Raw genomic sequence first — 19,920 nt, forward strand, 5'->3', positions numbered from 1 at the left:
TGCTGTTTTTTTTATCCTTTTAACGGAAAAAAGGTGGAAAGTATTCTTTCAACTGTTCAATAGAGTAATTCGTAAACTTCATTTAATTGCTGTGCGCGTATTTCATCGACTTCGTTTCTTGCATATTCGATTGCATCAGGGAGAATTTTATTCAAAAATTCGATTTCTTCGGCGGTTAGATCTTTGACAAAGTCACCTTCAGACGGATAATCGCCTTTTTCTAATCGATTGTAAATTTTCTTGCTAAGTGGATAGGTCTCTGTATAGTTGGATATGATTTCGCGTAAATAAGCCTGTGTTTTTTCCATTGTCTACTCCTTGAAATACTCTTTGAATTGTTCAGAATCAGTCATTTGTTCATTTTTGAAGTATGGATTTTCCTCGGTTGCATCACTGGGATCCAGATTTGTTTTGATTACTAGCTGTGGCCCTATTGCGGGCTCTGCGATTACTCTGTCTGTCATTTCCTTGAAGTCAGGCAGTCTTTTATTTCCGGGCTTTTTAGGCTCCATTTTGTAACACCTCCATACTATAAGTTGCTTTATTAAAGAGTAATTTATGTGCAAAGCTAATTATTGGAAAATCTTCCATATGTGTTTTCTATTGTTCCTTCCAGGGAAACATAAAATGCACATAATAGGAATGGGGTGGCGAATGTATGAAAGCAGTTACTTATCAAGGTTCTAAGGACGTTCAAGTTAAAAATGTAGAAGCACCAAAGATTGAACATGAACAAGATATGATTGTGAAAATTACTTCAACGGCAATTTGCGGATCGGACCTTCATCTTTATCAAGGTAATATGCCATTAAGTCCAGGCTATATCATCGGACATGAACCGATGGGAATAGTAGAAGAAGTGGGTCCTGGAGTGAAAAAGTTGAAAAAAGGGGATCGAGTGGTCATTCCTTTCAACGTTTCTTGTGGTGAGTGCTTTTATTGCCAGAATCAGATGGAAAGCCAGTGTGATAACACCAATGATTACAAGGATACGGGGGGCTATTTTGGTTATACAGAGCAATATGGTAATCATCCGGGTGGACAGGCAGAATATTTAAAAGTGCCCTACGCTGATTTTACATCTTTTGTGGTTCCTGAATCATGTGAGCTAGAAGATGAGTCGCTCCTGTTTCTCTCTGATGTCATCCCTACGGCATGGTGGAGTGTAGAGCACGCAGGTGTAAAAAAAGGGGATACGGTAATTGTGCTCGGCAGCGGGCCGATTGGATTGATGACTCAGAAATTCGCTTGGATGAAAGGGGCAAAAAGAGTCATCGCTGTCGATCACCTCGACTACAGGCTTATGCATGCTAAAAAAACCAACAATGTTGAGATCTTTGATTTTACCCAGGAAGATGATCCAGGACAATTCCTGCAAAACTTGACGGACGGCGGAGCGGATGTCGTGATTGATTGTGTAGGAATGGATGGAAAAAAGTCTGTAGTGGAAAAGGTAGAACAAAAATTGAAGCTTCAGGGAGGAACACTCTCTGCTCTTGAAATAGCCCATACAGCAATAAGGAAATTTGGAACTCTTCAAATAACGGGTGTTTATGGATTACGATACAATATGTTCCCGCTTGGAAGATTCTTCGAACGCAATATCACAATGAAAATGGGACAGGCTCCGGTAATTCACTACATGCCGAAACTATTCGATATGGTCACGAACGGAGAATTTGACCCGACTGATATTATCACCCATAAGATTCCGCTAGAGGATGCAGCAAAAGGATATGAGATGTTCAATGAGCGAAAAGACAACTGTATCAAGGTAGTTTTGAAGCCTTAAAGTACTTTGGAGTGAACAGCCAATAACAACGAGAAGGGTAATTGATAACCTTGGAACAATAGTGAGGTCCTGGATTAGCAATAGCTTTTCCAGGACCTTCTTTATTATAATGGAGAAAAAGGGATAGTTAGGAGTACGGATATTGGGAAAAATGTTTGCTTCTTTTTATGATCAACTTATGGGACCTCTCGAGAAGAAATGGATTGTGAGGGTCCGTAAAAAAATTGTTTCTGGATTAGAGGGAAATATACTGGAAATTGGCGCAGGAACAGGAGCGAATTTCCCTTATTATTCAAAGGAAAAGGTGGAAAGGCTAGTTTCATTGGAGCCAAATCCCTATATGCTTAAACAGGCAAAAGGCAGAGCGAAAGAATTTGAACTACCTGTCGAATTCCATCAAGGGAGTGCAGAAACCCTTCCATTTAAGGATGGGGAGTTTGATATTGTTGTAGCCACACTTGTCCTATGTTCTGTAAGCGAGCCGGATAAGGTATTTAAGGAAGTGAGAAGAGTGTGTAAAAAAGGCGGGAAAATCGTCCTTTTTGAGCATGTAAGAACGGAATCGAAATCGCTTGCTTTCCTTCAGGATATCCTTACTCCTGCGTGGAAAAGGCTGTGTGATGGGTGCCATTTGAACAGGGATACAGGGAACTATATGAAGGAATCTGGTATCGAGATGGTGAAAGAAAAGAAGTACCTTAAAGGTATTTTTGTTGAATACGAGGGAGTGAATCCAGAATAAGCTGACCAGGCACACCTTTTTATCCTCTCCATAGACTAATAAAAATAGTTTGGGGAGGTTTGACATGTATCCTTATTATGACCATTACAGACAGAACCAAAAGCTTATTCGTGACCTGATAAAAGCTATTAATGGTGAATACAGTGCAACAAGATGCTATGAAAAGCTAGCTGGGCTTGCTCCTGATGCAGAACAGAGGGACCAAATCAAAGAAATACTTGATGATGAGAAAAGGCACTTGCGTCAATTTACACAAATGTATACAACATTAACAGGGAAGCAGCCACAGCTGCAGATGACCGAAAAATGCAGTGAGACGTATAGGCAAGGACTAGAATCATCTTTCAAGGATGAGCAAAAAACGACTGATTTTTATCACGAAATAGCAGATGACGCTACTGACCCAGTCATAAAAGAAGTGTTCAGGCGTGCAGCTTTTGATGAACAAAACCACGCTGTGTGGTTCCTCTATTATATCGGAAAAGAAAAGTAGGAGTTGGAGAAATCCAGCTCCTTTTTTCTATTTTTATAGTTTTCACTATTTCTACATATTTAATGTGAAAACAACGGTGTTACCTATACTAGAATGGGTATAGGAAAAGTGATTAGCATATTTCTACATAAGGAGGAAAAAAGATGAAAAATAGTCTCGCAATTATCATTGGATTTTTAATCATTGGATCATTATTTGTTGGCTGGAAAATTAGCCAGGACCTTGGACCAGCTGAATCAGCAAGTGCGCCTCAGCAAAAAACTGAGAGTACAAGCAAGGAAATTGAATTCAACCCGCCAAGCATGGAGGACGTACCTGATGGTCCTCTTGGTGAAAGCATTAAGTATGGACATGAGCTAGTAATGGAAACAAATACTGTAGCCGACGAATACGTCGGCAATAACCTTTCTTGTGCCAGCTGTCATGCAAATGGAGGCACGGTGAAAGAAGAAGCACCGATGATTGGACTTTCTGCAGTCTATCCAGATTACAGGCCGCGTGAAGGCGAGGTTTACACCCTTGAAGACCGGATCAATGGATGTATGATCCGCAGCATGAATGGAAAAATGCTCCCTACTGACAGCAAGGAAATGCGTGCAATGATCGCTTACCTGCAATACATGTCAGAAGGTGTACCGGCTGGTGCGGACCTTCCTTGGAGGGCGCCTAAAGAACCTAAGCAATACCCAGTTCCAAGTGTTGAAGATGGTGAAAAGCTATACGCACAATCATGTGCCAGCTGTCATGCTGCTGATGGATCGGGTACTGGAACGAATACAGGACCAGCAGTTTGGGGAGAAAATTCATTCAATGACGGTGCAGGAATGTCAAGACTGACAAAAATGGCAGGTTACGTTCAGAAGAATATGCCCAAAGGACAGGGTGGAACGTTAACTGACCAGCAAGCGATCGATTTGGCCGCCTATATTCTTTCCCATGATCGACCTGAATTCGAAGGCCATGAAGGTGACTGGCCTAAAGGCGGAAGGCCGGCAGACATCATGAATAAGGAAAAACGTGAGCAAGTTAAAAACGGTACAATTGATTGGGAAGCAATGCTCACGATAAAAAATTAATGAACGAAAGAACCAGCACCTGTAAATTTACAGGTGCTGGTCCATTTTATAATTCCCCCATTATAAACAGCAAGGTAACCTAGCTTGTGTGAGACATAAACACTTTTGAGAACAATGCTGACCATTGGACATAGCAGGATCCAATCTTTTTTTGATAAAGGGATGACTGTATCAAATTCCCTCTGTCTTAAGGGAAATGAAATGAATTTAAATGTAAATGGTTAATTTTAAATAAGTTAAATCATTCGGAATCGTTCCTTAAGAATTTCCTCTGGCAGTAGCTTTCAATGGTACCGAGTTCTGAATTTAGCAACCTTTCCATTTCCTGTAAATCAGATTTCGAGACAACCGGATCACTTAATGACCAATTAACGGTATAGACAAAGTAGTAATCCTTAATTTGACGGAATATCACAACCGAGTTAGGGAAAATATCAAATTGACCCTTGATATTATATCTCTTTGTGTACGACCAATGTGTAAGCTTCATAGAATGTCTCCATGTCTCTCGGAATTAATAGGGGGCAAGATTTGACGCTTCTATTTCATCCATTTTGCGAATAGTACAGATCAATCCATTCTCCATATCCAATACCCTAAAAGAATAAAGGGAAACCGGTATTTATTACGACATAGTGTTGTAAGATGATAGATTATGTTAAAATAAGGTTCGTTGGTTAGCGACATATATCTACATAATATCAAACTGCTAGCAGTGTGATGAATTATATTTTTGTTTAGAAGCAGCAGGATTTGGAGGGAAATCAATTCCATGAATGAAGCCCAGAGAATTCAATTAAATGTAAGAGTGTCAAAGGAAACATCAGATAAGCTTGATGAGATTGTCGAATATTATCAGGAAAATACAAAAATCGGCAGAATATATAAAGGCGATGTTTTGACAGATATTATCGAAAAGTCGTTTGAAATCATGCAAAAGCAAAAGAAATTAAATAGATAAGGCTCCCCTTGAATCCAAAATATTTACGGGCACTTATCTAATATCCTTTTCCGGTGATTTTTTCACTGGTACTTCGGAATAGAGTTTAGATCATACTCTAATTTGATGGAGAAAGTAATCAAGCGTGCATTCGGCTTGTGGGTAAAAAGTACTATGTCAAATTGTCAATGTGCAATTATGGCGAATTAGTGAACAAAACAGTTGCGCTAATCGATAATAAATCGTATTATTTAAATAATCTGATAATACGATAAGGTGGTTATTGATTATGATGCGAATGGCAATTGCAGGTGTAGCCGGCTTTGTCCTTGTGTTCATTGAGTCATATATTGTGATGGTTTTAAAACAGTATGAGACGATTGAGTTCGGAGGGATGGCCCCGTTTGTAAGTGTCTGGTCTATGAACTTTTTCCTTGTTTTCTCAATCTTAACCCATATTAAATTTTGGTACGAGGAACGGGAAGCCCAGCGGGAAGAAGATGCAGCGGAAAGAGACCGATTCATTAGTTAAAGAACTTTGCGTAAATGCTTGTGTGACTAACTGCAATAGGAAGAGAAAGGCGATTTTGCCTTTCTCTTTTTTATTTCGCTTTATCTGGGTCTGTATCGATGCGGTCTCTTTCAGCCTCTTCAGCAGCAATTTTTAATTCCTGAAAAAATAACTGGTCATTGCAAACCATACTGTGTTGTTCATTTTCCTCATTGAAATCTTTAGGGTTCTTTTGTTTTTGATCCATTTTCTCATCCTCCTGCAACTATTTGGTATTTTGTATATTACTTTTTCCCTCAAAAGAAAAAATTCATGCCTCGGAAAACATCTTTGTAAGTATTTACTAACGGTTTTAAATCATGCAAAATCTATTCATTAACTTTTGCTTAAAGTGGGAAACTATCTCTACTTCACTAATGGAGGGAAGCGTGTATAGAGTGAAATCGGTTTATCAATTCGATCATGACCAGCAATTTCTAAAAATTGAATTTCTATTGGATAATGGACAACCTTCTTGGCATGCTTATGTTTTTGATGAGAATTGGAATGATATCATCAGTTCTGCATCGGTCATTTCTGAAATCTTGGCTGAGGGGATTGGAAATGCTTTTGAAAGCCTCGGAATCCGTGGCAGGATTGCTGTCCTGGAGAGACTCGAATGTAGAGATTCACTAACTGAAGTGATTGATGTTTCTCTTTTCCATCTGCAGGCATTGCTATTTGCTCCAGCAATCGTCGTTGTGGGAGATTACGATGAACTAGAGAGTTTTGGTTTTACGAAAGAAAAATCAATGAACGGAAAGTCGTTGTATATCCTTTCCTCAGATGAAGCTGGAAATGATGCCTGCCGCTTTTTATAGGAATAATCACAAAGCCTTACCTTAAACGGTAGGGCTTTTGTTTTTTTATCATCTTGAGAATATTCACAGGAACAAAAAGCGAATGACACACAAATTCAGGCCAAATCCTGAAGAAGAAAAATTATTTTTATAGGAGAAATCTTTAATAACTTGTCGGTTCAATTTCAAACCCTTTTTCAAAAACTCTCTTGAATGTGGTTAAAGTCATCTATGGATTGGGTAGTGAGAAAGAGAGCAATTTCTACATAGAAAGGAAGATGAGGTCTTGTCTGGCAAAATAAATGTAACAATTAACGGTGCTGACGTGGCGGCTAAAGAAAATCAAACCATTCTGCAATACCTTTCAGATAGCTCCATCGAAGTGCCAAGTGTATGCTATCATCCAAGCCTTGGCCCAATTGAGACGTGTGATACCTGTATTGTAGAAGTGAACGGAGAAATGGTCAGGTCTTGTTCGACAATCATGAAGGATGGAGATACCATCGACACTGTGGCGCCAGATGTTAAGAAAGCACAAACAATGGCGATGGACAAGATTTTGTTTAATCATGAACTGTATTGTACTGTCTGTGACTACAATAATGGGATGTGTGAGGTACATAACACGGTAAAAGAAATGAAAATCAATCACCAGAGCATTCCATTTGATCAAAAGCCTTATGAGAAAGATGAATCAAACCCTTTTTACCGTTATGACCCGGATCAATGTATTTTGTGCGGGAGATGTGTGGAAGCCTGTCAGGATGTACAGGTAACCGAGACGCTGAGAATCGATTGGGATCGTGAACGTCCGCGTGTCATATGGGATAATGATGTACCAATCAACGAATCCTCATGTGTTTCTTGCGGTCATTGTTCTACGGTATGTCCTTGTAATGCAATGATGGAAAAAGGAATGGAAGGAGAAGCCGGCTTTTTGACAGGAATCGCAAAAGAAACTTTGCGGCCGATGATTGAGATTACCAAGAATGTCGAGACAGGTTACGGTTCCATCCTGGCGATTTCGGATATGGAAGCTGCCATGCGTGAATCCAGGATCAAGAAAACGAAGACTGTTTGCACTTACTGTGGAGTAGGCTGCAGTTTTGATGTTTGGACAAAGGACCGAGAAATCCTGAAGGTCGAACCACAGGTGGAAGCTCCAGCGAACGGAATTTCTACATGTATAAAAGGCAAATTCGGATGGGATTTCGTTAACAGTGAAGAGCGCCTGACAAAGCCTTTGATTCGTGAAGGAGATAGCTTCAGGGAAGCGGAATGGGAAGAAGCATTGGACCTCATCTCCAGTAAATTCACAGAGATCAAGAATGAGTTTGGTCCTGACTCTTTAGGCTTCATAACATCGTCTAAATGTACGAATGAAGAATCCTATTTAATGCAAAAGCTGGCCAGGTCTGTAATTGGCACAAACAATGTAGATAATTGTTCCAGGTATTGCCAAACGCCTGCTACTGTAGGATTATTCAGGACAGTTGGACATGGAGGCGATGCTGGATCGATTACAGATATCGCGATGGCTGATTTGGTCATCATCGTTGGATCGAATACAGCAGAGGCCCATCCGGTACTGGCAACAAAGGTTAAACGGGCACAGAAGCTGAATGGACAAAAGCTTATTGTTGCGGACTTGCGAGAGCATGAAATGGCTGACCGAGCAGACTTGTTTATTCGTCCTAAGGCAGGCAGTGACCTTGTCTGGATTTCAGCTGTGACAAAATATATTATCGACCAGGGTTGGGCAGATGAAGAATTCCTGAACAATAAAGTCAATGGACTTACAGAATACGTTAACAGTCTTGAAGGTTTCACTTTGGAATATGCAGAAAAAACTACAGGTCTTTCTAAAGACACACTGATCGAGATTGCTGAGAGTATTCATAAAGCTAAAAGCGTTTGTGCATTATGGGCAATGGGAGTTACACAGCATATTGGCGGGAGCGACACCAGTACAGCGATTTCGAACCTATTGCTTATTACCGGAAATTACGGCCGTCCAGGAACGGGGGCATACCCACTGCGTGGACATAACAATGTCCAGGGCGCAGGCGATTTTGGCAGCAGCCCGGACTCGCTGCCAGGCTACCAAAAGGTAAACGATGAAGAGGCGCGCATGAAGTTTGAACACGCTTGGGGAACCAAGCTGCCTGCTGAACCAGGGATCAATAATCATGACATGGTTGAAGGAATGCATAATGAAACTCTCAAAGCCCTTTACATCAAGGGTGAGGAGATGGGCCTTGTGGATTCCAATATCAATCACGTCCAGGCCGGCTATGAAAAACTCGACTTCTTTGTTGTCCAAGATGTGTTCTTTTCCAGAACCGCACAATTTGCAGACGTAGTTTTACCAGCAAGCCCAAGCTTTGAAAAAGAGGGAACGTTTACGAATACCGAGCGCAGGATTCAGCGTTTGTACCAGGTATTCGACCCGGTTGGAGAATCAAAACCTGATTGGCAGATTCTGATTGAGGTCGCTAACCGCCTTGGGGCAGGCTGGACTTATGAGCATCCTTCTGAAATCATGGCCGAGGCAGCAAGCCTAATGCCGATATACTCTGGTGTGACGTATGAACGCCTTGAAGGGTACAAGAGCCTTCAATGGCCTGTTCAGCAGGATGGAACTGACAGTCCTGTACTGTATTTGGATGGCTTCCCGTTCCCTGATGGGAAAGCACGTCTTTATCCTGTGAAATGGTCGATTCCTATCCAATATGGGGAGGAATATGACATTCATGTCAATAATGGCCGCTTGCTTGAGCATTTCCATGAAGGAAACTTAACTTATAAATCAGAAGGGATTACATCGAAAACTCCAGAGACTTTCCTTGAAGTGTCGCCAGAACTTGCTGAAGAAAGAGGCTTGAAAGATGGAACACTTGTCAGACTGACATCACCATACGGCAATTTGAAGGTCAGATGTGTTGTCACCGACCGAGTGGCAGGAAAGGAAGTATACTTGCCGATGAACGACCAGGGCGATGCAGCCATCAATCTCCTGACAAGCAGCTATGGAGATAAAAACACCGATACTCCAGCTTATAAGGAGACGAAGGCAAAAATGGAAATACTCCAATTTGAAGGAGTCAATCCTTTGCCGAGGAACAATTTCCGATACGGTAATCCACAGCCGCAAATCGGCGTCCAGGTCGAAAAGAAGTGGGCCCGTCCAGATTACATCTTTCCAGGAGATCTTGTGAAAAAGGAGCGTACCCAGCATGGCTAAAGCAATCACCAACATCAATCGTATGCAAATGACAGAGGAACAAAAACGCCAGAGTGACCTGGAAGAAATCGAAACTGCCTTGCTTGATAACAAGGATGCAATTTTACAGTCCATGGACATCCTCAAGCATATGAATCAGCGAGGAGTACTGTCGCTGTTGGATGGATTGTTCAGTGAAGGCGATAAAATCTTGAATGTTCTAGTTAAGGCGGCAGACAAACCTGAAGCTACCAATACAATCAAGAACCTATTGCTGATGGTGGGCGTCCTCGGCACGATCAATGTACAGCAGCTGGAACCACTGCTATTAAAATTAAATTCTGGCATTGCCAGAGTAGCAGAATATACGGATAGCGAGGATGATGACAAACTTGGATATTTTGATATTGTCCGATCTTTGAAAGACCCGGAAATCAATCGTGCACTATCCTTACTTTTTGAGTTCCTTAAAGGGATGGGTGAAAATACCGAGGGACTAGAAAGAACGACTCAGCTACCGGAAAACCAGGATATCCACCAGAGCCAGCAAGGTACTTTGGAAGATAAGTGATCTTAATGCAGGCAGCAGGCATTCCAGCTTGTTCGCCTGCTTTTTCTAGTTTGGTCATTCAGCTATTTGGATAAAAGGAGATTACTGTAAAGTATAAAACTTCAATAAGAGAGGATGGCTGTTGTGAAACCAGTCGAAGTCAAAAGGAAAATCCTCCGTTTTGGGGATGGCCAGGCCGAAATGTTGGAAGACAGCATCGTAACGGAATATTCTATTACCATTAAAGTCAATGGTCAGGAATTTGTTACAATGGTTTGTACTCCAGATTATATTGAAGAAATGGTCATTGGATACCTCGCTTCAGAAGGCATCATCAAGAAGTATTCAGATATAGAAAATATATGGATTCAGGAAAAAGAAGGATTTGTTCATGTAAATACATCAAAAATGAATCCGGTTTATAAGAACTTGCAGGGCAAGCGCTACTTAACTTCGTGCTGCGGGGCAAGCAGGACGGGCTTTGTATTTGCGACCGATGCATTGACCGCAAAAAAACTGCAAAAGGTAGAGACGGAAATCGAAGTGGAAGATTGTTTCAGGCTTATGGAAGAAATGCAGGATTCCGCTGAACTTTTCCATAATACAGGGGGAGTACATAATGCCTCTCTATGCAGTTTGTTTGGTCCTATTGTGTCCCGGATGGATATCGGCCGACATAATGCCCTCGATAAAATTTATGGGCATTGCCTCAAGAATGATATTTCGATAAGTGATAAAGTAATTGTTTTCAGTGGGCGGATTTCCTCAGAAATTTTATTGAAAGTGGCTAAAATTGGCTGCCCGATTGTATTGTCCAAATCAGCTCCCACTGAACTTGCCCTAAAACTGGCGGAGGAACTGGGGATCACGACAATTGGCTTTATCAGGAATCGATCACTAAATGTTTATACACACCCTGCAAGGGTTGCAGAGGCGAAGTATAGTGTCAAGGAAAGCCAGGTTGAATAAGCCTGGCTTATTTAAATCAGGTTGGGCATAGGAAACTCAAAGTTCCTAGTAATAAAAGGGAGAGAGTATGAACGCTGTATAAGGTATGTAAAAGTATGGAAAAATGGAGGTGATAGCAGAAGGAGTGATAGAATGGGTGAAAAAGAAATGCAAGATATGTTCGAGTGGGCGGGGTTATCTGATGTTTATGAGCAGCATGGCTATAAAATGTGGCTGAGCGGCCTTGAAGATCACATTGATGTCGAACTATTGGATCATTTTTCTGACGCTTATTCATTTGAAAGTGCCGAGACCATGTTTTATGACGAGTTTTTGTTCCACTTAAGAATTTTCAAGAATATAAGCAAGAATAATGAGCTGCCTCGCCGATTTTGGTGAATCGAGAGAGATAGGCAACATTGGAGAGGAGTAGAGAATATGAATCCGATTACTGACCATTTACGGGATGATCTAGACGTTATTTTTGTCGGTTTCAATCCCAGTATCCGGTCATCAGAAACCGGTCATCATTACGCTAACCCCAACAATAGATTCTGGAAAATCCTTTTTGAAGCTGGCATCACACCAAGGAAGTATGACTCTTCGGAGGATTATAAGCTCCTTGACTTAGGTTACGGAATGACGAACATTGTTGCGCGGCCAACTAAAGCAGCGGATGAAATTACAAAAGAGGAATACCAGCAGGGGAAGCAGGAGCTAAAGGAAAAAGTCGAAAAATATAGGCCGAAAATCGTTTGTTTTGTCGGGAAAGGTGTCTATCAGCAATATAGCGGCAAAAAAGATCTTCCTTGGGGAAAGCAGGAAGAATCCGTTGTGGAAGGCACTGTCGATTTCGTCGCCCCATCCTCAAGCGGACTCGTTAGGATGAAAATGGAAGAAGTAGTGGGGATTTATAAAGAACTCCCTCTCTTAAGGGATCGTTTAAAATCCAGTTGAATAAGGAGCGAGGAGAAGCGCGTTCATAAATGTACCCTTATGCCGTGAATTCACTTTGTATAAGGGTACATTAAGTAGAGTGTACACTTTTGCAGCGAGATCGGCATCCGTAAGGGCACATTTAGGAGCTAAACATATCCTTATGAGAGTCATTCGACTGCTACAAGGGTACATTTAAGAGCTAAACGTAACCTTATGCAGCGAGATCGACATCCGTAAGGCAACATTTAGGAGCTAATCGCACCGTTATGTCGAGTACCCACCTCTCATAACGGTGTTTTATATTAATATAAATAAAGTCTTAATTATCCTTGGGTTTGTGTACAATTTTACGAACCTGAAGTGACCCTGTTTATCCTGATAAGGGCATCGACAATCGAATCATATCCCTGCACTGAATACCATTTTCAAATATAGGTTGTTCATAATTTCGAATAAAAAAATCCTGATCTATTCCCGTGATTCTGAAGCCAACTTTTTGGTAGAGAGCCAGTTGGTTGATACTTGAATTTCCTGTACCGATTTCAATCGTTTCGTAACCGTACTCAGCTGCGGTTTGAATCCCATGCTTAAGCAGTAAGGTACCTAGCCCCTTGCCTTGGTGAGATTCATCTACTGCCAGATTCATGATTTCGATGGTATGTTTACTAACCGGGACCAGCAGGATTACACCGATTGTTCCACCATTTTCTGACTCCGTAACATAGCACATTCCTTTATCTAAATACCTTGAAACTAAATCCTTAGAAGGATCAGCCAGGAGCAGCAGTTTCCAGGGAGGCTGTTCGCCTTCTTTTAACATTCTAATGTGCATGTGTTTTCCCCTTCATTAAAAATAAATAAATGATCTTGATTAAGAGATACCCCAATGCACCGCCTATTGTGTTCAGGATGATATCATCAATGTCGAAACTTCCAACCCTCGTGACAAACTGGAGAATCTCCACAGTTAAAGTTGCCAGAAAAACAGAAGTAGTCGCCCGCCAAAAACCAATGAGCCTTTTAAACAGCCAGGGAAGGAAGATTCCTAACGGGAAAAAGGCAAGAACATTGCCAAATAAGTTGGACATCCAGATATTTTGATTGATGTGCGAAGAAGCTTTTATGTAATCTGTGATCGTTTTGAATGGAATGATATTATAAGGGTTGGTGCCTGCAGAATTGATTTCATACGCAGCTTGCCGATATGGGCTGAGAAACAATAAAATGACGGCAATGATAATGTACAAAACGAATAAAGTATAGGATATTGCTGAAATCCATTTCTTGTGTTTGATATCTATTAGGTTTAGCATAACTTCTCCTTGAATTGATCACGAAGATATTTTAAGAGATACATAGGTATTAGCTAAAAAAGTCATATCAGATATTAATTACCCAAACTGGCAATAAATTAAATAGAAAATAATACCTATTAGTAATTAAAATAAAAACCTTGCCACAAGGCAAGGTATGAGAATATGTATTTTGTCATCCTGCCAAGGCAGGGCCCCTGCCGTCCGTACAGTGGTTAAGTGTCCCGCAACAAGCGAATGTCCGGCAGAGGCAGTTATATTTTAACACAATCATGTTGGAAAAATACAATTTGAAGGTGGATACTTTTATTTTTATTTGTAATAGTGGTATGATAACAATGATTTTAACACAAGGAGATGATTTACATGGCTAAAAATGGATACATACAAATGCAAAATGGTGAGAAAATCGAATTCGAACTATACCCGAACGAAGCACCTGGTACAGTTGCGAACTTTGAGAAGCTAGCTAACGAAGGCTTCTATAACGGATTGAACTTCCACCGTGTAATTCCTGGATTTGTCAGCCAGGGAGGATGCCCAAACGGAACTGGTACTGGCGGTCCCGGCTACACAATCAAATGTGAAACAGAAGGCAACCCGCACAAGCATGTACCTGGATCACTTTCTATGGCGCACGCAGGTAAAGATACAGGTGGAAGCCAGTTCTTCATCGTACATGAATCACAGCCACACTTAAATGGAGTGCACACTGTATTCGGTAAAGTTACTTCTAATTTGGAAGCGGCTAAAGCGATGAGAAACGGTGACGTTATGGAAAAGGTTGTTGTAACAGAAGAATAGGATCGTTTAAAAAGAGCCTGATGGCTCTTTTTTTGTACTTATATACCCATTGAAGCGAACATACGCTCTTGTTAAAATGAATCCAAGGAAAGGTTTATTGTTTTGTTAATATGATAAGTCTAATGTTTAATAAATTTGACTATGCTATCTAATTTATATAAAATTACACTAAATAGTCGAATTTAATTGTTAGGTGGAGTAGCAATGGAGCCAGTGTCTGTATTTATAATGGATATCACGAATTCTTCCTCAGCAGCTTATGGCGAGAAGCTGAGTAATTATTTAGGGCAGCTAGAGACATATATAAATAAGTGGTATGAAGGAATAGGTTCCATAAAGATTAAGCACCGATCTGGGGACGAGCTCATTCTTCTAGCTGAAGGATACTCAACAGCATTTATTACAGCCTTTTATATCAGTTCGATTTGGAAATATGAAAAACACCTTCCGTATTTTGGCCTTGCCTATGGCGGGCTGGATAAGAAGGTAGAGGAAATTGATATTGAAAAATGGATTCATCCATTGGCAAAGCAGGCGAGAAGTGCGAATGACCAACTTAAAAAACAGAAGAATAGGGGAACCTTTTGTTTTCAAATTCGCGACAGTGAGCCAGGTTTGCAGACATTAATAAATGGGATGCTTAGCCTGCAGAATGTACTAAGAATGGAACAGACTGATGTACAGCGGCTAGTATGCTCGCTCTATCTTATTTATGGCAAACAAAATACTGTGGCACAGCTTCTCGATCGCTCAGCTCCAACGGTTTACAGCCATTTTAAGAAAGGGCACTGCGAGCAAATTCTCCGCAGTTTCCATGCAATCGTAAGTGTTTTGGATGGCAGGCAGGCGAGTGATTTTTTTCCGGATATGCAAAATGAGCAATTAAAGTTGCTCGAAGAAAGTATTAGAACAAATATAAAAAGCCAGGTGCAGAATATTTTCAGTCTTTAGATTCTGGTGAAAGGAGAAGGCATGCTTTTATTAAGTTTGATTATAGCTCATCTGATAGCCGACTTTTACCTTCAGACGGATCGTATGGTACAGGATAAGCTCAAAAATATTAGAAAGCATATACTTCATCATTTTCTGGTGAATACGGCTGTCCTTTCAGCAGGCTGGCTCTTTTTTTACGAGCAAAATGATCTTGTAATGACTGTACTTTGGCCGGTCCTATTCATAACAGCGACGCATTTGATCATCGACTTGGTTAAGATTCAGCTAGTGGATCAGTATACGTCTCGTGAACATTTGAGTAAACTGTGGTTTTTTATAGTAGACCAGGCGATGCATCTTTTCATGCTGCTAATTGCGATGCAGTTATTTTATAATATATCGCTAGTTTCTAATGTTGATAGATTTATAAAGCTTTTGTTTGAGGAAGGGCGGAATTTGGACGCTTCTGCTACAATGCTGGTGATTGTGATTATTTTAATATTGGGAACAAGTGTGAGTGGCCATATGATACGAATCCTTCTTGGCTCTCTCCCTGGACAGCTGTTAACCTTTGAAGGGAAATATACCTTTAAAAACGAACTGAAGGAGCAGGTCTACCCACAAACGAACAGAGGGGATCAAGGACTGTCAGAACAATACAGCTATATGATTTTCAATAAGCACGATATGTCACGCGGGAAGCTGATAGGCTATATCGAAAGGCTTCTTGTTATCTTGCTTACGTACTATAGTTCGTATCCAGCCATCGCCTTCATTGTTACTGCAAAATCAATCGCCCGCTTCAAACAGATGGATGATCGTGACTGGGCGGAGTATTTTCTCCTTGGTACCTTGACGTCCATGTTCCTGGGAATCATGTTTGGAATCCTTTTAAGAGAAATATTAAATTAAAGGTTTCACTATTTCCCCCTGAATAGTCCTTTTATAGAACTGAACTGAGAAAAACTAGAGCCTGTGCAAAAGAGTAAATAGCGGAGTGATTTCAATGAACATCGTCCTTTTCAATAAAGATTTGCGTATTTCCGACCATCAACCATTGGCGGAAGCAACTGCGGCGGGAGAAGTATTGCCTCTTTATGTATTTGAACCTTCTCAATGGAATGAGACACCGCTTTCTGCCCGTCATGTGCAATTTGTTGTTGAAAGTCTGGAGGAGCTGTCGAAAGAGATTGAGGAAAAGGGCGGGAAGCTCTTTACTGCAATTAATGATGTGGAAATCGTATTGGAAGGATTATTGGAATCATATCATTCTATCAATATTTTTGCCCACAATGACGGCTGGTTTATCGATAAAGTGAAAAAATGGGCTGACCAGAATCAGCAAAGCTTGTTTTGTTATGGTCCAGAGCTGGTAAATGTTCATGGAAAACGATTTTATGATCGTTTGGTCGGTTATTTAAAAGAACCACAGGCTGAAGTTCCTGCCCATATTGATGTTCCGTCCCGGTTACCAGGTTTTTTATTGACTGATTTTAAAAAACTTCAAACCTTCAAGATAAAGGGTGAGAAAATTCGCTTCGGTCAGCAAGGGGGGGAATGGAAGGCAATAGAAACACTGGATTCATTCCTCGAAGACAGATTTGCAAAGTACATCGAAAACTACACAAAACCGCTGCCGTCCTCATTATCGTCCTCGAGGCTTTCGGCTTATATAGCATGGGGGAATATATCGATCAGGACTATTTTTCAACGAACAGAGGAGAAATTACAGGCATGTAAGGTGGAGGAAGAGAAAACACAGTACGAAGAGTTTTTATCAAAACTTATCGCCAGGGTCAAAATTTGCAGCATGGAGTCCCCAGAACAAGAATTGCATGCAATAAGTGAAATCAAAAGGGACTGGAATGAAGAGTGGTTCCAGCGATGGCTGCAGGGAAGAACGGGGATTCCAATGATCGATGCCGCAATGAGGAGTCTGACAAAAACAGGGTGGATGAATTTCTCGCTGCGTGCTTTGGTAACATCTTTTATTTCGAATACTTTATTGCTGGATGTAAAGAATCCATCCCATGCCTTGGCGGAATTGTATCTAGACTACGAACCAGCTGTACATGATTTCTATATCCAGCAGCACGCGGAAATGAAAGGGAAGATGAAAATCATTGATCCTGTAAAGGTTGGCAAGGAGCTTGACCCAGATGGAGTGTTCATTCGCCGATATATCCCTGAATTAAGCAGGCTGCCGGAGGAGTACATCCATGAACCATGGCTTTATCCGGCTTTTTACCGACTTGGCTACGAAGCACCAATGGTCGATGTCAAAAAGACATGTAAACAAGCAAGACTTCAGTATCAAAGTATTAAAAGCAAAGGAAAGCCTGGCCGGAAAAAAGGAGAGGGAGGAGAAACAGAGCAGCTATCCTTTGATTTCTAGAGTTCCCATTTCGCCCCTCCCTTTGAAGTAGGTCAGGGAAACTCCGATAAGTGTAATTACACCGCCTGCTATTGTCAAGATCGCCGGTACTTCCCCCAACCAGACCCAAGCGATTATAAAAGAAGCAGCAGGAGTAAGGTAGAGAGAACTTGCTGCTTCAGAGGCCCCGGATTTTGCGGTGATATAGGCTATTGCAAAGTAAGCAACCACCGTAGGAAAAAGACCGAGGTAAATAGCACTTATCGTTGCTCCAATCGGGGCTTCAATCATTTCATCCAAAATCCCAGGAGCAAAGAAACCCATGAATATGGTGGCTGCCCATATCGTATAGGCTGTAAAAGGAAGAGCCCCATACTTGCTTAAGTATTTTTTTTGAAACACAAAATAAAGTGATTCAGATAATGAAGCAATCAATATTAGAAGTACTCCGATGCCAAAATTTAAACTTCCTCCTGATCCAATCGAAATGAACATGATCCCAAGGATGCTAATCGAAGCGCCGGACCAATACCATTTCCCTGTACGCTCCTGGAAGAACATTTTCCCAAATAATCCGATAAAAACAGGTGAAGTAGAAACAAGCAGGCTGGCGACTCCGGCGCTGACGGTTTGTTCACCGAAATTCAATGCAGTTTGATAGACTGCAAACCCCAGAAATCCGAAGAGGAATATAACAGGGCAATCTTTTCTTTCTGGAAGCTTCATTTTTGTTAATAAGGCGTAGAAAAGAAGCGCCGCTGACCCAATAATAAGCCGAAGGAAAGACAAGTGTTCTGGAGAGTAGCCTTCTAGTCCATGCCGAATCCCTGCGAATGCTGATCCCCATAATAAAATAACGAGCAAGTGTGCTGCAGCCAACCTGGATTCCATGTTATCCCCCCTATAAAACCATCCAATTTAACCCTGTATGACAGGTTTGCCTTTCAAATATAACGGGGTCTTGATAAAATGTATCCAACCAATATGGTTTTTTAAAAACCAACCAATTATGAATGGAGCAGGGTTCATGAAAGAGCCAAAATATAAAGTAATAATCAATTTTGTAAAAGAACAGATTACAAACGGGAATTGGCCAGTTGGCAGCAGGCTGCCCAGTCAGCGTGACCTTGCAAAACAATTCGGCGTGAACAGAAGTACAGTCGTCACTGCGCTGGATGAGTTGGCTGCTGATGGGCTGGTTGAGGGGAAGCTGGGGGTGGGAACTATAGTCGTAAATAATACCTGGACCCTCATGCGTTCTGCCCCTCCAGTCAATTGGAATGAACAAGTGGGGCGGGGCACCCATCAGGCGAGCCTGTCAACGGTCCAGGCTATAAATCTGGCAGAATCTGATGAGAGTTTGATCCAGCTGAGTAAAGGAGAATTATCAAAGGATTTATTCCCGCTGGAGGATATGAGGGCTGTTTTAACAAAAGTTGGACAGGAACTGGAGCCGTTTGGCTATGAAGACCCGAAAGGAAACCCGCAGCTTCGGAAAGCGATTACTCAACACCTAAATCAAAAAGGAATTAAAGTCGATGCTTCATCTATTTTAGTCGTATCCGGTGCTTTACAAGCATTGCACCTCATTTCCATCGGATTACTCGAAAAGGAATCCACCGTTTTTCTAGAGAATCCATCTTATTTACAATCCTTGTCCACCTTCCAGTCTGCTGGAATGAAACTTCATGGGATCTCCATGGATCATGAGGGGATCATCCCAGAGATGATAAAGGAATCCCATCGTAGCAAGGACTCTGTATTATACTGCCATCCGAATTTTCATAATCCCACTGGTACCCTAATGGGAGTAAACAGAAGGAAGGAGTTGCTCAAACTGGCAGAGACAGCTCAGCTTCCCATCATTGAGGACGATGTTTACGGCGATCTGTGGATGGGTTCTCCGCCGCCGTCTCCCATTAAATCGCATGACAGGCATGGAAATGTACTATATCTTGGCAGCCTTTCGAAGAGCCTGAATCCCGGATTGAGAATCGGATGGGTTGCCGGTCCGGAAGCAGTTATCGACCGGCTGGCAGACCTGAAAATGCAGACAGACTACGGATCAAGCTCATTATCTCAGCGAGCAGCCGCAGAATGGCTGTCCAGCGGGTTGTATGAGAAGCATTTAGCAAACGTAAGGAAACAGTTGGAGGTGCGTAGAAATGCGGCCTTGGAAGCATTGGAAAAACACTTAGGCAATTATGCAGAATGGGAAAAGCCTGAAGGTGGGTTTTTCATATGGGTCAAAATGCATCCGGATATATCCTTGTCTGATTTATACCGAAAAGCTCTTGCAAATGGAGTGTTAATCAACCCCGGAAGAATTTATGCCAACCAAAGAATGCAGCATTTCAGGCTTTCTTTTGCGAATGCACCGGTTAAGGATCTCATTAAGGGGATCGCCATAATAGAATCGCTAATCGAAGACTGATAGAATAGA

24 protein-coding genes are annotated in these 19,920 nt (G+C 41.5%); 17 read left to right on the forward strand and 7 right to left on the reverse strand.

Going from position 1 to position 19,920, the window contains the following annotated elements; genetic code table 11:
• Positions 1-56: 56 nt before the first annotated feature.
• Entirely contained in the window at positions 57-308 is a 252-nt protein-coding gene (locus AB5I83_RS03870) for a sigma-G-dependent sporulation-specific acid-soluble spore protein CsgA (RefSeq protein WP_448972940.1), read from the reverse strand.
• A gap of 3 nt (positions 309-311) precedes the next feature.
• Positions 312-512, reverse strand: coding sequence for a hypothetical protein (locus tag AB5I83_RS03875; RefSeq protein ID WP_448972941.1), 201 nt, complete (start codon positions 510-512; stop codon positions 312-314).
• Between the two features lie 146 nt (positions 513-658).
• Here AB5I83_RS03875 and AB5I83_RS03880 point away from each other — a divergent pair, with 146 nt between their 5' ends.
• From AB5I83_RS03880 to AB5I83_RS03895, 4 genes are all read left to right on the forward strand, one after another.
• Complete coding sequence (locus tag AB5I83_RS03880) at positions 659-1,792, forward strand: zinc-dependent alcohol dehydrogenase (protein ID WP_448972943.1); 1,134 nt, start codon at positions 659-661, stop codon at positions 1,790-1,792.
• A 151-nt stretch (positions 1,793-1,943) separates the two neighbouring features.
• On the forward strand, positions 1,944-2,534 hold the full coding sequence (locus AB5I83_RS03885) for a class I SAM-dependent methyltransferase (RefSeq protein WP_448973910.1): 591 nt from the start codon (positions 1,944-1,946) through the stop codon (positions 2,532-2,534).
• Between the two features lie 64 nt (positions 2,535-2,598).
• Positions 2,599-3,027, forward strand: a complete 429-nt coding sequence (locus tag AB5I83_RS03890; protein ID WP_448972945.1) for a ferritin-like domain-containing protein — start codon at positions 2,599-2,601, stop codon at positions 3,025-3,027.
• Between the two features lie 143 nt (positions 3,028-3,170).
• Complete coding sequence (locus AB5I83_RS03895) at positions 3,171-4,103, forward strand: c-type cytochrome (protein WP_448972947.1); 933 nt, start codon at positions 3,171-3,173, stop codon at positions 4,101-4,103.
• A 241-nt stretch (positions 4,104-4,344) separates the two neighbouring features.
• Here AB5I83_RS03895 and AB5I83_RS03900 read toward each other — a convergent pair whose 3' ends face one another.
• On the reverse strand, positions 4,345-4,593 hold the full coding sequence (locus AB5I83_RS03900) for a hypothetical protein (protein WP_448972949.1): 249 nt from the start codon (positions 4,591-4,593) through the stop codon (positions 4,345-4,347).
• A 282-nt stretch (positions 4,594-4,875) separates the two neighbouring features.
• Here AB5I83_RS03900 and AB5I83_RS03905 point away from each other — a divergent pair, with 282 nt between their 5' ends.
• Both AB5I83_RS03905 and AB5I83_RS03910 read left to right on the forward strand, forming a co-directional pair.
• On the forward strand, positions 4,876-5,064 hold the full coding sequence (locus tag AB5I83_RS03905) for a hypothetical protein (protein ID WP_448972950.1): 189 nt from the start codon (positions 4,876-4,878) through the stop codon (positions 5,062-5,064).
• A gap of 268 nt (positions 5,065-5,332) precedes the next feature.
• On the forward strand, positions 5,333-5,575 hold the full coding sequence (locus AB5I83_RS03910; protein WP_167832490.1) for a hypothetical protein: 243 nt from the start codon (positions 5,333-5,335) through the stop codon (positions 5,573-5,575).
• Between the two features lie 70 nt (positions 5,576-5,645).
• Here AB5I83_RS03910 and AB5I83_RS03915 read toward each other — a convergent pair whose 3' ends face one another.
• A complete protein-coding gene (locus tag AB5I83_RS03915; RefSeq protein WP_448972952.1) occupies positions 5,646-5,801 on the reverse strand; it encodes a hypothetical protein in 156 nt (51 codons plus the stop codon).
• Between the two features lie 181 nt (positions 5,802-5,982).
• Here AB5I83_RS03915 and AB5I83_RS03920 point away from each other — a divergent pair, with 181 nt between their 5' ends.
• The 6 genes from AB5I83_RS03920 (at position 5,983) to mug (ending at position 12,071) form a co-directional block, all read left to right on the forward strand.
• Entirely contained in the window at positions 5,983-6,414 is a 432-nt protein-coding gene (locus AB5I83_RS03920) for a hypothetical protein (RefSeq protein ID WP_448972954.1), read from the forward strand.
• 265 nt (positions 6,415-6,679) lie between these two features.
• Complete coding sequence (fdhF, locus tag AB5I83_RS03925) at positions 6,680-9,637, forward strand: formate dehydrogenase subunit alpha (protein WP_448972956.1); 2,958 nt, start codon at positions 6,680-6,682, stop codon at positions 9,635-9,637.
• Entirely contained in the window at positions 9,630-10,187 is a 558-nt protein-coding gene (locus tag AB5I83_RS03930; RefSeq protein ID WP_448972958.1) for a DUF1641 domain-containing protein, read from the forward strand. The genes fdhF and AB5I83_RS03930 overlap by 8 nt, the downstream gene beginning before the upstream one ends.
• A gap of 123 nt (positions 10,188-10,310) precedes the next feature.
• Positions 10,311-11,135, forward strand: coding sequence for a formate dehydrogenase accessory sulfurtransferase FdhD (fdhD, locus tag AB5I83_RS03935; RefSeq protein ID WP_448972960.1), 825 nt, complete (start codon positions 10,311-10,313; stop codon positions 11,133-11,135).
• Positions 11,136-11,267: 132 nt separating this feature from the next.
• Complete coding sequence (locus AB5I83_RS03940) at positions 11,268-11,513, forward strand: hypothetical protein (RefSeq protein WP_448972962.1); 246 nt, start codon at positions 11,268-11,270, stop codon at positions 11,511-11,513.
• Between the two features lie 39 nt (positions 11,514-11,552).
• The gene (gene mug, locus AB5I83_RS03945) at positions 11,553-12,071 is read left to right on the forward strand and encodes a G/U mismatch-specific DNA glycosylase (protein ID WP_448972964.1); all 519 of its coding nucleotides are present in this window, start codon (positions 11,553-11,555) and stop codon (positions 12,069-12,071) included.
• 352 nt (positions 12,072-12,423) lie between these two features.
• Here the strand turns inward: mug and AB5I83_RS03950 are convergent, their stop codons facing one another.
• Positions 12,424-12,885, reverse strand: coding sequence for a GNAT family N-acetyltransferase (locus AB5I83_RS03950; RefSeq protein ID WP_448972966.1), 462 nt, complete (start codon positions 12,883-12,885; stop codon positions 12,424-12,426).
• Positions 12,875-13,366, reverse strand: coding sequence for a VanZ family protein (locus AB5I83_RS03955; RefSeq protein WP_448972968.1), 492 nt, complete (start codon positions 13,364-13,366; stop codon positions 12,875-12,877). The genes AB5I83_RS03950 and AB5I83_RS03955 overlap by 11 nt, the downstream gene beginning before the upstream one ends.
• Positions 13,367-13,732: 366 nt before the next feature.
• Here AB5I83_RS03955 and AB5I83_RS03960 point away from each other — a divergent pair, with 366 nt between their 5' ends.
• The 4 genes from AB5I83_RS03960 to AB5I83_RS03975 all read left to right on the forward strand — a co-directional run bounded on the left by AB5I83_RS03960 (position 13,733) and on the right by AB5I83_RS03975 (position 17,498).
• Positions 13,733-14,170: a peptidylprolyl isomerase gene (locus tag AB5I83_RS03960; protein ID WP_167832499.1), complete on the forward strand. Its 438-nt coding sequence runs from the start codon at positions 13,733-13,735 to the stop codon at positions 14,168-14,170.
• Between the two features lie 204 nt (positions 14,171-14,374).
• The gene (locus tag AB5I83_RS03965; protein WP_448972970.1) at positions 14,375-15,121 is read left to right on the forward strand and encodes a hypothetical protein; all 747 of its coding nucleotides are present in this window, start codon (positions 14,375-14,377) and stop codon (positions 15,119-15,121) included.
• A gap of 21 nt (positions 15,122-15,142) precedes the next feature.
• Positions 15,143-16,015, forward strand: coding sequence for a DUF3307 domain-containing protein (locus AB5I83_RS03970; protein ID WP_448972971.1), 873 nt, complete (start codon positions 15,143-15,145; stop codon positions 16,013-16,015).
• Positions 16,016-16,109: 94 nt separating this feature from the next.
• Positions 16,110-17,498, forward strand: a complete 1,389-nt coding sequence (locus tag AB5I83_RS03975; RefSeq protein WP_448972973.1) for an FAD-binding domain-containing protein — start codon at positions 16,110-16,112, stop codon at positions 17,496-17,498.
• On the opposite strand, the gene AB5I83_RS03980 is transcribed toward AB5I83_RS03975, so the two are convergent.
• A complete protein-coding gene (locus AB5I83_RS03980) occupies positions 17,481-18,368 on the reverse strand; it encodes a DMT family transporter (RefSeq protein WP_448972975.1) in 888 nt (295 codons plus the stop codon). The genes AB5I83_RS03975 and AB5I83_RS03980 overlap by 18 nt on opposite strands.
• A gap of 136 nt (positions 18,369-18,504) precedes the next feature.
• On the opposite strand from AB5I83_RS03980, the gene pdxR reads away from it, so the two are divergent.
• On the forward strand, positions 18,505-19,911 hold the full coding sequence (gene pdxR / locus AB5I83_RS03985) for a MocR-like pyridoxine biosynthesis transcription factor PdxR (protein ID WP_448972977.1): 1,407 nt from the start codon (positions 18,505-18,507) through the stop codon (positions 19,909-19,911).
• Positions 19,912-19,920: the final 9 nt, after the last annotated feature.

This window comes from Mesobacillus sp. LC4 (assembly GCF_053543455.1).

Excerpts from the sequence above, each read along its gene's own strand:
- pdxR (WP_448972977.1), top strand. The coding sequence starts at position 18,505 with ATGAAAGAGCCAAAATATAAAGTAATAATCAATTTTGTAAAAGAACAG.
- AB5I83_RS03965 (WP_448972970.1), top strand. The coding sequence starts at position 14,375 with ATGGAGCCAGTGTCTGTATTTATAATGGATATCACGAATTCTTCCTCA.
- AB5I83_RS03890 (WP_448972945.1), top strand. The coding sequence starts at position 2,599 with ATGTATCCTTATTATGACCATTACAGACAGAACCAAAAGCTTATTCGT.
- AB5I83_RS03875 (WP_448972941.1), bottom strand. The coding sequence starts at position 512 with ATGGAGCCTAAAAAGCCCGGAAATAAAAGACTGCCTGACTTCAAGGAA.
- AB5I83_RS03955 (WP_448972968.1), bottom strand. The coding sequence starts at position 13,366 with ATGCTAAACCTAATAGATATCAAACACAAGAAATGGATTTCAGCAATA.
- AB5I83_RS03915 (WP_448972952.1), bottom strand. The coding sequence starts at position 5,801 with ATGGATCAAAAACAAAAGAACCCTAAAGATTTCAATGAGGAAAATGAA.
- AB5I83_RS03905 (WP_448972950.1), top strand. The coding sequence starts at position 4,876 with ATGAATGAAGCCCAGAGAATTCAATTAAATGTAAGAGTGTCAAAGGAA.
- AB5I83_RS03950 (WP_448972966.1), bottom strand. The coding sequence starts at position 12,885 with ATGCACATTAGAATGTTAAAAGAAGGCGAACAGCCTCCCTGGAAACTG.
- AB5I83_RS03885 (WP_448973910.1), top strand. The coding sequence starts at position 1,944 with ATGTTTGCTTCTTTTTATGATCAACTTATGGGACCTCTCGAGAAGAAA.
- AB5I83_RS03895 (WP_448972947.1), top strand. The coding sequence starts at position 3,171 with ATGAAAAATAGTCTCGCAATTATCATTGGATTTTTAATCATTGGATCA.
- AB5I83_RS03880 (WP_448972943.1), top strand. The coding sequence starts at position 659 with ATGAAAGCAGTTACTTATCAAGGTTCTAAGGACGTTCAAGTTAAAAAT.
- AB5I83_RS03940 (WP_448972962.1), top strand. The coding sequence starts at position 11,268 with ATGGGTGAAAAAGAAATGCAAGATATGTTCGAGTGGGCGGGGTTATCT.
- AB5I83_RS03970 (WP_448972971.1), top strand. The coding sequence starts at position 15,143 with ATGCTTTTATTAAGTTTGATTATAGCTCATCTGATAGCCGACTTTTAC.
- AB5I83_RS03910 (WP_167832490.1), top strand. The coding sequence starts at position 5,333 with ATGATGCGAATGGCAATTGCAGGTGTAGCCGGCTTTGTCCTTGTGTTC.
- AB5I83_RS03900 (WP_448972949.1), bottom strand. The coding sequence starts at position 4,593 with ATGAAGCTTACACATTGGTCGTACACAAAGAGATATAATATCAAGGGT.
- AB5I83_RS03980 (WP_448972975.1), bottom strand. The coding sequence starts at position 18,368 with ATGGAATCCAGGTTGGCTGCAGCACACTTGCTCGTTATTTTATTATGG.
- AB5I83_RS03870 (WP_448972940.1), bottom strand. The coding sequence starts at position 308 with ATGGAAAAAACACAGGCTTATTTACGCGAAATCATATCCAACTATACA.
- AB5I83_RS03975 (WP_448972973.1), top strand. The coding sequence starts at position 16,110 with ATGAACATCGTCCTTTTCAATAAAGATTTGCGTATTTCCGACCATCAA.
- AB5I83_RS03930 (WP_448972958.1), top strand. The coding sequence starts at position 9,630 with ATGGCTAAAGCAATCACCAACATCAATCGTATGCAAATGACAGAGGAA.
- AB5I83_RS03960 (WP_167832499.1), top strand. The coding sequence starts at position 13,733 with ATGGCTAAAAATGGATACATACAAATGCAAAATGGTGAGAAAATCGAA.
- mug (WP_448972964.1), top strand. The coding sequence starts at position 11,553 with ATGAATCCGATTACTGACCATTTACGGGATGATCTAGACGTTATTTTT.